Consider the following 13,814-nt stretch of genomic DNA (forward strand, 5'->3'; position numbering starts at 1 on the left):
GGCGGCGTCCACGTCCACCCCCGCGGGCTTGCCCATGCCGTTCCCGGCCAACCCCGTTCCCGGCCACCCCGTTCCCGGCCACACAGACGCACCCGATGCTGCCGTTCCTTCCCTGCCGGCCCGACCGCCGCGGGCAGCACGCTGGGGCGAGCACACCACGGAGGTTGCCATGCCCGACCCCGCACGTCGTCACCTGATCTCCACCGACGACCTCGACGACGCCGACCTGCGCTGGATCGCGCACCGCGGGGTCGAGCACGCCCTCGGCGAGCGGGCGGGCGGGCGCACGCTGCGCGACCCGGTCGTCGGTGTGCTGTTCCGCAAGACCTCGACCAGGACGCGGACCGCCTTCTCGGCCGGGGCGCTGCGGCTGGGCGCGCAGCTGTTCGGCCGGGTGAAAGGGGTGCGCGTCCTCCACGTCGGCGAGGGCGACAACACCGCGTCGGCGCCGGCGCCCTCCCGGTTCCCGGGCGCGGAACTGCGCCTGCGCACGCCCCTGGGCCACGGACCGGACCAGCGGTTCCCCGACCGGGCGGAGGTCAACGCCCAGCACAGCGGCGCCGTGGTGGCGCAGCGGCACGACCTGCCCGCCCACCGCGGCGAGGAGGTCGCCGCCGACGTGCTCGACGGACCGGCCGGCCGCGCCTTCGCGCAGGCCCAGAACAAGTACCACAGCGCCCGCGCCGTACCGGAGTGGTGCGCGGGCGCCGACATCCAGGGGGAGCGGCCGAGCCATGACTGACGACGTGTTCCTGCCGGGCGGGCAGTGGCGACTCTGGACGGAGTTCGCCCTGCGCGGCCCCGGGTTCCCCGCCTCGGGCGTGCTGCGACTGGCGCCCTCCGGTCTCGCCGAGGCCGCGGACAAGTTCGACGACGACTCCCCGCTCACCGGCCCGGAGTGGACGGCCTTCGAGGACCTGCTCTCCGAGGCGATGGTGAACAACGTGCGTGAACTGCAGCGGATCGCCGCGACACCGGCGTTCCGGGCTGCGGTGGCCTGGCAGAACCCGGCGGTGCTCGACAGGGCGATCGGGCTGTTCCTGGCGTGGGACCCGTCGGTCGACGGCCGGACCAGCAAGCGGCGCGAGCGCGAGGAGCTGGTGGCGCACTACTGGCAGCGGTTCTGCGTGAAGAACGACACGATCGGCTTCTTCGGCCCGGTGGGCTGGGGCCGGTGGGACGAGTCGGTCAGCGGCGTGCACGTCGACCCGGGAACGGGCCTGGTCGCCGGATCGACCGTCTACTTCTCCAGCTGGGCCGTCGACGCGGTGGCACGCGTGATCGGCGCAGACCCGCGGATGCGCGCGTGGATCGCGCCGCGCCGCGTGCCGTTCGTCCGCGTTGACGGGCACGTCGGCGGGCACGTCGGCGGGGGCGAGGCGCGCATGCCCGGCGTGCCGCCGCGGTGGCTGGAGCCGCTGGAACGGGAACTGCTCGTCCGCTGCGACGGCACCCGGCTGCCCGGGCAGCTCGCGGCGGACGTGTCCGACAACCTCGGCGAGGAGGTGACCGAGGACGCCGTCGTGGGCGTGCTCGACGGGCTGGTGCGCCGGCGCCTGCTCGTGTGGCGGCTGGAAGTGCCGACGTGCGCGCACCCCGAGCGGCACCTGCGGGACCTGCTGGACCGGGTGGCCGACCCCGCCGCGCGGCGGGACGCGCTGACCAAGGTGGCCGTGCTCGAACGCGGCGCGGAGCGCATCCGGGCGGCCGGCACCGACGCCGACGCCCTGTCGGCGGCGTTCACCGCGCTGGAGACCGAGTTCGAGGAGCTGACCCAGGTCGCCGCGCAGCGCACCAAGGGCACCCGCACCGCGCCGTGCCGCGCGCTGATCTACTCCGACTGCCGCAGATCGGCCACCGTTCGCCTCGGCACCGACGTCCGCGATGCGCTGACGCCGCTCACCCTGTGCCTGACCGCCGCCCGCTGGATGACGGCCCGGTTCGCCGAGGCCGTCGGCGCCCGCGTCCGGCAGGTCTACGAGCGCCTGCGCGGCCGGGGCGGCACCGTGGACCTCGCCTCGCTGTGGATGGAGTGCCTGCCCGCACCGCACGGGGAGTCGATCGCCGACCTCGACCTGATCCAGGCCGAGCTGCGCGCGCGCTGGGCGCGGGTTCTGGCCGTCCCCGACGGAGCCCGCAGGGTCCAGCGGTCCACCGAGGACATCGCCGACCGGGTGCGCGAGGAGTTCGGGGAGCCGGGACCGACCTGGCCGCAGGCCCGCTACGTCAGCCCGGACGTGTTCGTCGTCGCCGAGGACGCCGCCGAGGTGGCGCGCGGGAACTTCGAGCTGGTGCTGGGCGAGCTGCACATCGCGATGAACACCACCAGCACGTCGCTGTGGGTGATGCAGCACCCGGACGCCGACCGGCTGCTCGCCGAGACCGCGACCGACTTCCCCGGCCCGCGGTTGCTGCCGATGCTGCCCAAGGAGCAGCCGCCGCGGTGGTCGGCACGCAGCCGCATCGCCCTGGACCGGCCGGAGGACTACTACGTGGCACTGGTCGACCACACCGTGGACCCGCGGCGGGAGCGCACGGTGCTCAGCGCCGACGTCCAGGTCCTCGAGCGCGGCGACGACCTGGTGGCCGTGCTGCCCGACGGCGCGGAGTTCGACCTGCTCGACGTCTTCAGCAACGCGATGACCAACCGGGTCATGGACCGGTTCTCCCTGCGTGCCGACGCCGACCACTCGCCGCGGGTGTCGGTGGACCGGCTGGTGGTGGCGCGGGAGTCGTGGTCGGTGCCCGTGGCCGACGCGGTCTTCGCCGAGGAGAAGACCGAGGCGCGCCGGTTCGTCGCGGCGCGGCGGTGGGCGAGGTCGCTGGGTCTGCCGCGGTACGCGTTCGTGGTGCTGGCCGGGGAACCGCGACCGTTCTACGTGGACTTCGACGCCCCGGTGTACGTGAACGTCTTCGCCAAGGCGGTGCGCCGCCTGGCCCGCCGCGACGCCGACGGCCGGGTGGTGGTGACCGAGATGCTGCCGTCCCCCGAGCAGGCGTGGCTGGTCGACGACGCGGGGGAGCGCTACACCTCGGAGCTGCGGTTCGTCGCGGTCGACCAGTCCGGCCGATGACCGTCGACGTGCACCGCTCCGGCGCCGCGGGCGTGCTCGCCGCGGCGCGGCGGATCGCGGGCCGGGTCCGCCGCACGCCCCTGCTGTCGCCGGACGGCGTGCCGGGGTTCCTGCTCAAAGCCGAGCACCTGCAGTTCGGCGGTTCGTTCAAGACGCGCGGCGCGGCCAACGCGATGCTCGACGTGGCCGCCACCCGGGTCGTGACCGGCTCGTCGGGCAACCACGGCATCGCGGTCGCCCGGCTGGGCGCCGCGCTGGGCGTCGAGGTGACGGTGGTCGTCGCGGCGGGCGCCCGCGCGGACAAGCTGGACGTCGTCCGCGGGCTCGGCGCCGCGGTCGTCGAGGTGCCCGGCGGCGTGGCCGAGCGGGACCGGTGCGCGCGCGAGCTCGCGCTCGACTCCGGGGCCGTGTTCGTGCCGTCCTCCGACCACCGCTTGGTGGTCGCGGGCGCGGGGACCGTGGGGCTCGAGGTGTTCGAGGACGTCCCGGACCTGGACGAGATCTTCGTGCCGACCGGGGGTGGCGGCCTGCTGGCCGGGGTGTGCCTGGCTGCCGACGGGCTGCGCGCGCGGACGCGCATCACCGGTGTGGAGCCCGCCGGTGCGCCGCGCTACGCCCGGTCGATCGCCGCGGGCCGCCCGGTCGAGGTCCCGCCCTCGGACACCGTCGCCGACGGGCTGCGCGGCCAGCGCCCCGGCGAGATCCCGTTCCCGATCGTCCAGCACCGGGTCGACGCGATGCTCTCGGTCACCGACGAGGCCATCCTCGACGCGATGGACCTGCTGCACCGCAACGGCGTGGCGGCGGAGCCCAGCGGCAGCGCCGCCCTCGCGGGTGCGCTGCTCGCCCGGCCGCGCGGGCGGGTCGCCGTCATCGTCTCCGGCGGGAACACGCCCCGGCAGCCCGCGCGCCGCCCGACCCCGACGACGTGAGGAGTGCTACCGGCATGGTGTGGTTGAGCGAGCGGTGGCGGCTGTGGGACCAGTTCGCGGTGCGCGGTGCGGGGTTCCCCGCCGACGGCGTGCTCAGGCTGGCCCCGGACGGGCTCGCCGCGGCCGCCGACGAGCTGGGTCCGGTTCTCTCCGGGCCGACGTGGGAGCTGTTCGAGGAGCGGTTCGCCGAGTCGGCCGTGGAAACCGCCGTCGAGCTGCAAGCGGTGGCCGCCCTGCCCGCGTTCCGGGCAGCGGTCCAGTGGCAGAACCCCGCCGCGCTGCGGACCGGTGTCGACCCGTTCACCGCGTGGCGCCCCTCCGCGGCGGGCCGCACCAGCAAGCCCCGGCAGCGCGAGGAGTTGGTGGCGCACTACTGGCAGCGGTTCTGCGTGAAGAACGACACGATCGGCTTCTTCGGCCCGGTGGGGTGGGGCCGGTGGGACGGAACGATCCCCGGGCTGGAGGTCGACGCCGGTCGCGGCCTGGTCGCCCGGTCCACCGTGTACTTCTCCAGCTGGTCGGTCGACGCGCTCGCGGGCGTGCTGAGCGCGGACCCGGCCGCGCGGCGGTGGATCGCGCCGCGCCGGGTCCCGTTCGTCCGCGTCGACGAGGACGTCGACGGGGGCGCGGTCGTGCTGCCGGGCCTGCCCCCCACGACCATCCCGGCGGAGCTGCGCGGCGTCCTCGACCTCTGCGACGGCGTCCGCACCGAGCAGGCGATCCAACGGGAGCTGGGGGACGGGGTCGACGTCGCCGCCGCGCTGGCGGAGCTGTGCCGCCGCCGCTGGGTCGTCCAGCGGCTGGACCTGCCCGCGGGGGCCCGTCCGGAGCGGCACCTGCGTGCGTGGCTGACCGGCGTCGGGGACGCCGATCTGCGCCACCGCGGCCTCGCGGTGCTCGACGGGCTCGAACGCGCCCGCGACCAGGTGCGCACGGCGGCGCACGCGGACCTGCCCGCCGCGCTCGACGCCCTGGCCTGCGAGTTCACCGCGGTGACCGGCGCGGCCACCACCCGCACCAAGGGCGCGGGCACCGCGCCCGGCCGCGGACTGGTGTACGCGGACTGCGTCCGCGCGGGCAGCACCCGCGTCGGGGCCGGGGTGCTGACCGCCCTCGCCCCGCTCGACCTCCTGCTGACCGCCGCGTCCTGGTTGACCGCGCGGCTGGCCGACGCGGTGCTGGACGGCGTCCGGCGGGTCCACGCGGACCTCGCCGCCGCCGGGTCGGTCGACCTGGCCGCGTTCTGGTTCGCGTGCATGCCGGTCCTGCACGGCACCGCGGCGGCCGAGGCGGAGTCGCTGCGCCGCGCGCTGTCCACCAGGTGGGCGCGGGTCCTCGACATCGCGCCGGGCGCCCGGCGGGTCCGGGTCCGCGGCACCGACATCGCCGACCGGGTGCGGGAGGCGTTCGGCGAGCCCGGCGCCCGCTGGGGCGCGGCCCGTTACGCCAGCCCGGACGTCTTCGTCGTCGCCGCCGACGACGAGCACCTGCGCCGAGGGGATGTCGACCTGGTGCTCGGCGAGCTGCACGTCGCGGCCAACACCCTCGGCGCGTCCCTGTTCGTCAACCAGCACCCCGCGCCGGGGGAGCTGGTGGCCGAGACGACGACCGACTTCCCCGGTCCGCGCCTGCTGCCGGTGCTGCCCAAAGAGCACCGGTCACGGCTGTCGACCCGCATCCACTACTCGCTGGCGCGCCCGGAGGACTACCGCGTCGCCCTGGTCGACAACACGGCCGACCTCCGGCGCGACCGCGCGGTGCTCAGCGCCGACGCCCGCGTGCGCGAGCGCGGCGGCGACCTGGTGGCCGTGCTGCCCGACGGCGCCGAGTTCCCCGTGCTCGACGTGTTCGGCCACGTGCTCACCACGCTGGCCATGGACCTGTTCCAGGTCCTGCCCGCCGACGCCGACCACACGCCCCGGGTGGCGGTCGACCGGCTGGTGGTGGCCCGGGAGTCCTGGTCGGTGGACGTGGGCGCGCTGACCTTCGCCGAGCAGAAGTCGGAGGCGCGGCGGTTCGTGCTGGCGAGGGCGTGGGCGAGGTCGCTGGGCCTGCCGCGGTTCGCGTTCGCGGTGCTGCCCGGCGAGCCACGACCGTTCTACGTGGACTTCGACGCGCCGGTGTACGTGAACGTGCTGGCCAAGGCGGTGCGCAGGCTCGCCCGCCGCGCCCCCGCGGGCCGGGTGGTGGTGACGGAGATGCTGCCGACCCCGGAGCAGGCGTGGCTGGTCGACGACGCGGGCGCGCGGTACACCTCGGAGCTGCGCTTCGTCGCGGTCGACCGGCCCGATCGGTGACCCGCGCCACCGCGGCCGGTCCGTCTGCGCGCCCTTCCCGCGGCGCGCCGAGCCGGCGCGGGTCAGTCCCGCTCGGCCGCGTCCCGGCCGACGAACGCCGCCGCGTACGCCCCGAGCGCGATCCGGTTGGGCTGCCCGGTCTTGGTCATGATGTTGCAGACGTGCCGCTCGACCGTGCGCGGGGACAGGTGCAGCCGCGCCGCGATCTCGTGGTTGCCCAGTCGCCCGACCAGCCAGCCCAGCACCTCGTACTCGCGCGGCGTGATCCCGGCCGAGCGCAGGGCGGGTGGGATCCGGTCGACCCCGGTGCGCCGCTGCGGCACCCGCGCACCCGCGCGGCGCAGCAGCGCGCGGCAAGCGTCCGCCACCGTGGTCACCCCGCGGCCGTAGAAGTAGGTCTCGGCGGTCCGCAGCCACGCGGCCGGGTCGCCCCAGCCGTCCTTCAGCGCCGCTTCGCCGACCAGCCGCAGACCCAGGTTGCGGGCCATCGGGTAGGGCTCGCCCACGTCCTCGGCCGCGGCGACCGCGCGCGCGGCGTCGGCGGTGCGGCCCGAGCGGCCCAGCAGGACCGCGTCGGCGAACGCCGTGAACTGCCGGTCCCAGCGCAGCGCGCTGGCCGGGTCGGAGGTCACCGTGCCGTGCTCGGCCCGGTCCGCGTCACCGGAGAGCACTCGCAGCAGCACGTGCAGGCCGTGGCGGCCGGAGAGGTGGTGGATGCTCGACCCGTCGTGCACGCCGGACACCGCGCGGGTGGTGTCGGCGAGGGCGCGCGGGCGGTCCTCCTCCAGCAGCGAGCAGAACGCGCCGGAGAGCCCGTGCACGTGCGCGGCGTGCGACGTCGTGTTGCCCCCGCGGCGCACGAACTCGGCCATCGAGTCGTCCACCCCGGCGCGGTCGCACTCGTGCGCGGCGAGCACCGCGCGCAGCAGGGTCATGCGCCTGGTGGTGTCCAGCAGGTGTAATCGGCTCGTGGACGCGTGCACCTCGTCGATGAGCGCGCGGGCGGCGGCGTACTCGCCCCGCAGGATCAGGTGCAGGGCGATGCCCGCGTCGGCCTGGTGGCGTGCGGTGACCGCGCCCGCCCGGTGGGCCCGGTCGCGGGCGCGCTCCAGCCGGGCCACGTCGCCGTGGCGCAGCGCGTCGTCGTCACCGAGCCGGATCAGCGCGTGGATCTGCCAGATCGGCAGGCCGTGCCGCATCGCGAGGGAATGGGCGCGTTCCAGGCACACCGTGGCCTCGTCGGGGTCGCGGTGCCGGACGATCGAGCCGAGCAGCTGCCACGCCTGACAGGCCACGACCGGCAGCGGCGCGGAGTCGGCGACGGCCACCGCCTTGCGCGCGATCCGCTCCGCGGCGCCCAGTTGGCCGGTCCCGACCCGGTCGAGGGCCAGGTGCGCGTCGACCACGTCCAGCGGCGCGGTGTCCTCGGCCGCCGCGTCCGGCGCCAGCAGCGCCCGCGCCGCCTCCACCTGCGACTGCGCCCGGTCCGCCAGCCCGGCGACGGTGGCCGCCCAGGCCAGCTGGGTGTGCAGGGCGGCGCGCTGCCGCGGGATCAGGTCGTGCACGCGCTGCGCGTCGCCGACCGAGGCCAGCGCCTGCTCCACCAGCCCCGCCTCGGCCAGCGCGGGCACCAGCTCGCCCAGCACGGTGGCCCGGGTCGACGGCTCCTCGGCCAGCAGTTCCCACGCCCTGGTCAGCAGGGTTGCGGCCGACTTCGCCGCGCCGAGCGCCAAGGCGCGGCAGCCCGCCTCGGCGAAATGCCTGCCCGCCGCCTGCCGGTCGCCCGCGTCCAGCCGGAGCCGCGCCGCCACCTCGCACCACTCGCCGGGGTGGTCGGGGTGGAGGGTGTCGACGGCGTCGGCGACCGAGGCCGCCAGCCGGGCCTGCTCGCCGTCGCCGAGCTGCGCCAGGACCGCCTCCCGGCTGAGCTGGTGGTGGAAGGCGTACCAGTCGGGCGACTGCTCGTCCGGCGCCACCAGGTGACCGGCCAGGTCGTCCTGGAGCAGGCTCAGCAGGGCGTGGTCGGTCAGCCCGGTGACCAGCCGCACCACCGGCAGCGGGAACCGCGAGCCGAACGTCGCCGCGACCGCCAGCACCTCGCGGGTCCGCGGGCCGACGCCCGCCACCCGCCGCGCGAGCGGGCGCGACAGCCCGGCGGTCAGCGTCGGGGCCAGGTCCGGCGCGAGCGACCACGAGTCCCCGTCGCTGGTGATCACGCCGTCGTCGGCCATGATCGTGACCAGTTCCTCGGCCGTGAACGGGTTGCCCGCGCTGCCCGCCCACAACAGGTCCACGATGTCGTCCGGGACGCGGTCGGGGTCGACCTCCAGGCAGGAACCGGCGAGCGGGTGCAGATCGGCCCGGGTCAGCCGGTCCAGTTCGATCGGCGTGCAGCGCCCCCGCTGCGCCGCCGTGGCGGCCAGTACGCGCGCGGCGCACTCCTCGTCGCGGAGGGCGACCACCAGCAGGACGGGCTGCCGGTCGATGTTGTCCACCAGGTACTCGAGCGCGGAGAGCGTCTCGGCGTCGGCGTCGTGCAGGTCGTCGAGGGCGATCAGGCAGCCGCGACCGCGACCGACCAGGCCGGTCAGCTGCAGGATCGACTCGGCGAGCACGACCAGGGAGTCGCCGTCGTACCCCGCGGGCGGCTCGCCCCACCCGGGCACGATCCGGCCGAGGATCGGCCCGTACGGTCCCAGCTCGGCGGGGTCCACCGGTTCCGCGCGGAGCAGGTAGAGGATCGCTTCGGTCAGCGGGCGGAACGGTGCGGTCGGGCCGATGCTGCTGGCGCGCCCCCGCAGCAGGCCCATGCCCGCCGCGTGCCCCAGTTCGGTGGCGGCCGAGAGCAGCCGCGACTTGCCGATACCGGGCTCACCGGTGACGAAGACGGTCCGGCCGCGCCCGTTGCCCGCGTCGGCGATCGCGTCGGCGATCACGTGCAGTTCCCGTTCACGACCGACCAGTTCCGTCGAACGATGAGCCACAATCGGATATTAGCACCCGAGTGTGAATCCACATGGAAAACTGTTAACCGATGAAGGATGTGGATCCGTTGGGCTGAAAGCGATTCCGGGGCGTCCGCAGGCAGCAATTCACTACCACCGACCGGCGCACCGGAAACACCCGTGGACCCGGCCCCGGCTCGCGTCCGCGACATTCACGCTTCGCCGCAGTCGGCTATCCCGTTGCGGTGATCGCCGCGGGGCTCAGCAGCAGGATCGACGGCACCCGCCGGGGCGCGGCCAGCCGCAGCAGCCCGTACCCGATGCCGGCGAGCCCGGTCAGCAGGCCGGGGGTCGTCGTCGTGCCCGGGACCCCGCACGCCGGCCCGTACCTGCGCAGGACGTCGAGCACCTGGCCGGTGCGGCGCCGCAGCGCATCGGCCGTCGGGTCGTGGCGCGCCCGCGACCCCGAGAGCAGGCCCAGCACCTCCAGCACCCCCATCTCGCCGTGGCACAGGGAGAGGTCCCGGCGCACCGGACCGTCGGCGAACGCCGTCCCCGCGCCCACCAGCGCGACGCCCGCGCCGCCGCGGCACCACGCGTCCGGCACCGGGGCGCCGCGCGCGGCCACGTCCTCGGCGACCCTGGCCCCGAGGCGCGACCCCGCATCGCGGTGCGCGGTCTCGGGGCCGAGGGTGGCCAGCGCCCAGCCGATCCCGGCGAGCCCGTCGGCGAACGCCACCGGCAACCGTGCCCGGTCCCGGTCGGGGCGGTCGACGAGGCGGGTGAGCCGATCGGCGCAGCCGCGCGCGACCTCGCCCGCCCCGTCGAGCCCGAGGTCGACCTGCACGGCGGTCATCGCGGCGAGGCACCCGGCGAGCCCGCCGACCCAGCCCGGCTCGGTCACCGCGGGCACCGACCCGTCGGCGAGCGCCACCAGGCGCGCCGCGCGGTGCCGCAGGGCGCGGTCGTCGAGCAGCAGGCTCAGCCGCCCCAGGCCGTAGGCGACGCCGCCCAGACCGGCCAGCCCGCCCCAGCCGACGGCGTCGACGAGGTCCGGCCTGCCGGCGAACGCGTCGACCATCCCCGTGGTGCCCGCGACGGCGCGCACGGCCTGGTCGGCGTAGCGGGCGACGCCGGTGACGGCGGCGAGCTGGGCCAGGAACACGGCGACGCCGAGGCTGCCGTTGCCGAGGCTGACGCCCAGCGGCGACAGCGACCACCGGCGGTCCGCGACCGCTTCGACACCGAGCCAGTTCACCCGGTCCCCGCCGAAGGCGCGCACGACGAGCCGGTCGGCGACGGCGCAGGTCGCCGCGATGAGCTGGTCGGGGTGGACCACCGGCCCGACGCGCGGCGCGGCGATCGGCGCGGCGGTCGGGTGCGCTGTCACGCGGTGGCGGGTGGCCAGCGCCGCCGAGATGATCCACTCCTGGTTCGCGCGGTCCACCTCGTCCAGCCCGGACAACGTGTCGATCGACGCGGCGACGCCGGACCGGGGGAGAGGAACGGGCAGCGGCGCGCCCGAGGGCGCGCGCAGCCGACCGCGACCGGCGGACGCGGTGAACACCGGCACCTCGCCGTTCCGCAGGGCGGTGACCTCGTGGTCGGCGAGCTGGGCCGGGATCCCGGTCCGGTCCGCCACCAGCGCGGACAGCACCCGGTCCCGGTCGAGCGCGTCGCGCAGCACCTCCGGGCGCGTGGTCTCGTCCAGCACCGCGCGGTAGTGCGCGACCGGTCTGGCGAGCACCCGCACGTCGATGTCGGCGCAGGCCGCGATGGCCTCGGCGAAAGTGCCGCGGTAGGCCGTGATGGCGTCGTAGGCCTGCCGGAAACCGGTCAGCAGCGCGGATCGGTGGTCGCCGGGGGTCGAGGGCCGACCGGCCGGGCCGGTGAGCAGACCGATGCGGTGCACCGAGGCCCGCAGCGCCTCCTCGGCCGGGTCGTGGTCGGGCGACGGGGCCACGTCGGGGTCGAACAGCGCCTGGACGTCGACGAGCACCGGTGTGTCACCGTCGGCGACCACGTTGGTGTGGTGCAGGCCGGTCGCCCGCAACAGGTGCAGCAGCGCCAGGAGCGCGCCTTGTCCGCGGTGGAAGCGGCCGGCTGCCGAAGCGTCGGGAACGCCGTTCCCGGCCACGAACTCCGACCAGCCGTACCCCGGTCGGGGCAGGGCCCGCGCGGCGCGGACGCGGAAGTCGGGGACCACCCCGGCGAGCAGGCCCACGAACTCCCCCACGCGAACCTGCGCCAGCACGTCGTGCGAGTGGTAGACGACGCGGTTGCCGTCGGCGAACCGCACCAGCACCGGTGGTGGGGCACCGCCGTGCCGGTCCCCGGGGACGAGCGCGGCGACCGGGCCGGGGTCCGTGCCGCCGAGCAGGGAGTCGACCACGAGCGCGCGGTCGGCGGCGAGGCGGTCGAGCAGGTCCAGCGTCGCCACGGCGGTGCGGTCGCACGCCTGCGCGAGCAGTCGGGCCAGCACCGGGTAGGTGGTCACCAGTTCGGCCAGCCCGGCGGGGGAGCTGAGGTGGCGGGTGAAGCCGGGGAGCCCCGTCCAGGGGCGGGCGCTCCTCTCGTCCCCGGCCCGCGACCGCCGCAGTTCGGTGACGAGCGTGCGAGCGGCGATGTCGACGAGGCGATCGCCGAGGGCGGTGCCGGTACTTGCCAGCACCCCCGGCGGGGCCGCTGCGCCGGAGCCCTCGGTGATCCGGGCGACGGCGTCGTCGGTGAACGGCCGCAACACGCGGGTGAACGCCGCGCGCCAGGTCCCGCCCAGCTCGACCGCCGTCCTCACCGGTGCCGCCCGGCGCACGACCCGCTCCACCGTGGCCGCCCAGTCCGGGCGGCGCACCCCGGTGGGAGGACCACCGAGCAGCTCGTCACACGCGGTCCCGGGACCCGGTCCGGGCTCGGTGCAGCCGCGGGGGAGCGCGATTCGGCGGTCGTCCTGTCGAGCGGCGGACCCGGAGGTGGCGTGCCCGCCGCGTTCATGAGGGGCCAGACCCGGCAACCACCACGCCTCGGGAAGGACGGCCGCGGTGGTCGGGTGGACAGGCTTCGGCATGCCGAAGAGCCTGCCACCGGTGTGTTGCGCGGTCATGCGTGTCCGACCCCCACACTCTTGCGCCGGCCCGCTCCCGCATGCGGCGCGCCGTCGCCACGGATGGCGCAACGGCGGATGTCCGCCCAGCTCAGCCGGTCCACGCGAAAGTACGGGAACGGGACCGATGCGTGGTCGACCGCCGACCGCCGATCCTGTAGCCGGGGGTTTTGATGGACGGTTGAGGAGGAATCGATGGGTGAACCGGTGCCGGTCAACGCGGTGGCGCTCGACCCGATGCTGGAAGCCGGGGCGATAGCGGCGCTGCACAGCTGTCCCGACCTCGTCGTCGTGCTGCCCGGCCGGCCGGCCGCGGTCACCGTGGTCATCGTCGACGACATCGGCGAACAGGGCCTGGACCTCGTGCGCGCCGTGCGCGGCGCGGACCACCGGCCCGAGGTGGTGCTGGTGGCGACCGACGTGGCGCCGCACGAGGCGCTGCACGCGATCGCCGCGGGCGCCCGCGGGCTGCTCCGTCGCTCCGAGGCCACCGCGGGCAGGCTGGCGCGTACCGTGCTCGCCGCCGCGAGCGGCGACTCCACGGTTCCGCCGGACATGCTGGGCAGGCTGGTGACGACCGCCTCCACCACGACCGACCGGAAGGCGTCGGCTCTCAGCGACCGCGAGCGCAGCGTCCTGCGCCTGGTCGCCGAAGGCCGCGAAACCGAGGAGATCGCCCGTGAACTGTCCTACTCGGCGCGCACCGTGGTGAGCGTGGTCCACGACATCACCAACCGCTTCCGCCTCCGCAACCGCGCCCACGCGGTGGCCTACGCCCTGCGGACGGGCCTGTTATGACCGCCGTCGACCTCCTGTGCGTGTGCCTCCGGACCCCGGACCCGACCTCCCGCGACCGCCTGCTCGCCACGCTGCGACAGGCCGGCATAGCCATCGCCCCCACCCCCGAGCACGCCTCCGCCCCGGTGGTCCTGGCCGCCGCCCGCACGGTCGACGAAGCCCTCGACGCCTCGGGCCGCCCCACCACCCGCCGGGTACTGGTCATCGCCGAGACCTTCTCCCCGGCCGAAGCCGCCCGGGCGGTGCGGGCAGGCGCGGACGCCCTCCTCCGCTCCGCCCACGCCACCCCCACCCGCCTGCTCAACACCCTGCACTCCCTCCACGACGGCGACGGTCGCCTGCCCCACGACCTCCTGGTCCGGGTCGTCGGTCGGGGCATGCTCACGAAACCACGACACCTGCCCGCCCTCACCGACCGCCAGGTCGTCGTGCTCCACCTCATGGCCGACGGCTTGGACAACGCCACCATCGCCCACTCGCTGTCCTGCTCGGCCCACACCGTCAAGAACGTCATCTACGAGCTGATGACCCGCCTCAACGCCCGCAACCGAGCCCACGCCGTAGCCGCCGCGGTCCGCTCCGGCCTCATCTAGTACCTGCCCTCGAAGCCGGATGAGCACGGTGGCCGGGATGCGGCGCCGGCGCAGGTGGGAGCGGATGGCGCGGCT

General features: G+C 75.8%; 8 protein-coding genes. 6 read left to right on the forward strand and 2 right to left on the reverse strand.

Translation table 11 applies throughout. The annotated features are described in order from the left end of the window. Positions 1–169: 169 nt before the first annotated feature. The 4 genes from ACR807_RS04345 to ACR807_RS04360 are packed head-to-tail and all read left to right on the forward strand — an operon-like array spanning position 170 to position 6,303. The gene (locus ACR807_RS04345) at positions 170–742 is read left to right on the forward strand and encodes a hypothetical protein (RefSeq protein ID WP_438919878.1); all 573 of its coding nucleotides are present in this window, start codon (positions 170–172) and stop codon (positions 740–742) included. After that, positions 735–3,074: a lantibiotic dehydratase gene (locus ACR807_RS04350; protein WP_438919879.1), complete on the forward strand. Its 2,340-nt coding sequence runs from the start codon at positions 735–737 to the stop codon at positions 3,072–3,074. Before ACR807_RS04345 ends, ACR807_RS04350 begins: the two co-directional genes overlap by 8 nt. Then, positions 3,071–4,006: a threonine ammonia-lyase gene (locus ACR807_RS04355; RefSeq protein ID WP_438919880.1), complete on the forward strand. Its 936-nt coding sequence runs from the start codon at positions 3,071–3,073 to the stop codon at positions 4,004–4,006. The genes ACR807_RS04350 and ACR807_RS04355 overlap by 4 nt, the downstream gene beginning before the upstream one ends. A 14-nt stretch (positions 4,007–4,020) precedes the next feature. Then, on the forward strand, positions 4,021–6,303 hold the full coding sequence (locus ACR807_RS04360; RefSeq protein WP_438919881.1) for a lantibiotic dehydratase: 2,283 nt from the start codon (positions 4,021–4,023) through the stop codon (positions 6,301–6,303). A 62-nt stretch (positions 6,304–6,365) separates the two neighbouring features. Here the strand turns inward: ACR807_RS04360 and ACR807_RS04365 are convergent, their stop codons facing one another. Together ACR807_RS04365 and ACR807_RS04370 are read right to left on the reverse strand one after the other, a co-directional pair. Next, the gene (locus tag ACR807_RS04365; RefSeq protein ID WP_438919882.1) at positions 6,366–9,287 is read right to left on the reverse strand and encodes an ATP-binding protein; all 2,922 of its coding nucleotides are present in this window, start codon (positions 9,285–9,287) and stop codon (positions 6,366–6,368) included. A 193-nt stretch (positions 9,288–9,480) separates the two neighbouring features. Then, on the reverse strand, positions 9,481–12,312 hold the full coding sequence (locus ACR807_RS04370; protein WP_438919883.1) for a type 2 lanthipeptide synthetase LanM family protein: 2,832 nt from the start codon (positions 12,310–12,312) through the stop codon (positions 9,481–9,483). A 231-nt stretch (positions 12,313–12,543) separates the two neighbouring features. Here ACR807_RS04370 and ACR807_RS04375 point away from each other — a divergent pair, with 231 nt between their 5' ends. Both ACR807_RS04375 and ACR807_RS04380 read left to right on the forward strand, forming a co-directional pair. Beyond that, on the forward strand, positions 12,544–13,146 hold the full coding sequence (locus ACR807_RS04375; protein ID WP_438919884.1) for a LuxR C-terminal-related transcriptional regulator: 603 nt from the start codon (positions 12,544–12,546) through the stop codon (positions 13,144–13,146). Further along, positions 13,143–13,739 (forward strand): helix-turn-helix transcriptional regulator, encoded by a 597-nt coding sequence (locus tag ACR807_RS04380; RefSeq protein WP_438919885.1) that lies wholly within the window; start codon positions 13,143–13,145, stop codon positions 13,737–13,739. Before ACR807_RS04375 ends, ACR807_RS04380 begins: the two co-directional genes overlap by 4 nt. Positions 13,740–13,814: the final 75 nt, after the last annotated feature.

The sequence above is a fragment of the Saccharothrix sabaoui genome (genome assembly GCF_051756985.1).
In the GTDB taxonomy this organism is placed as follows: domain Bacteria; phylum Actinomycetota; class Actinomycetes; order Mycobacteriales; family Pseudonocardiaceae; genus Actinosynnema.

Excerpts from the sequence above, each read along its gene's own strand:
- ACR807_RS04370 (WP_438919883.1), bottom strand. The coding sequence starts at position 12,312 with ATGCCGAAGCCTGTCCACCCGACCACCGCGGCCGTCCTTCCCGAGGCG.
- ACR807_RS04375 (WP_438919884.1), top strand. The coding sequence starts at position 12,544 with ATGGGTGAACCGGTGCCGGTCAACGCGGTGGCGCTCGACCCGATGCTG.
- ACR807_RS04380 (WP_438919885.1), top strand. The coding sequence starts at position 13,143 with ATGACCGCCGTCGACCTCCTGTGCGTGTGCCTCCGGACCCCGGACCCG.
- ACR807_RS04345 (WP_438919878.1), top strand. The coding sequence starts at position 170 with ATGCCCGACCCCGCACGTCGTCACCTGATCTCCACCGACGACCTCGAC.
- ACR807_RS04360 (WP_438919881.1), top strand. The coding sequence starts at position 4,021 with ATGGTGTGGTTGAGCGAGCGGTGGCGGCTGTGGGACCAGTTCGCGGTG.
- ACR807_RS04350 (WP_438919879.1), top strand. The coding sequence starts at position 735 with ATGACTGACGACGTGTTCCTGCCGGGCGGGCAGTGGCGACTCTGGACG.
- ACR807_RS04355 (WP_438919880.1), top strand. The coding sequence starts at position 3,071 with ATGACCGTCGACGTGCACCGCTCCGGCGCCGCGGGCGTGCTCGCCGCG.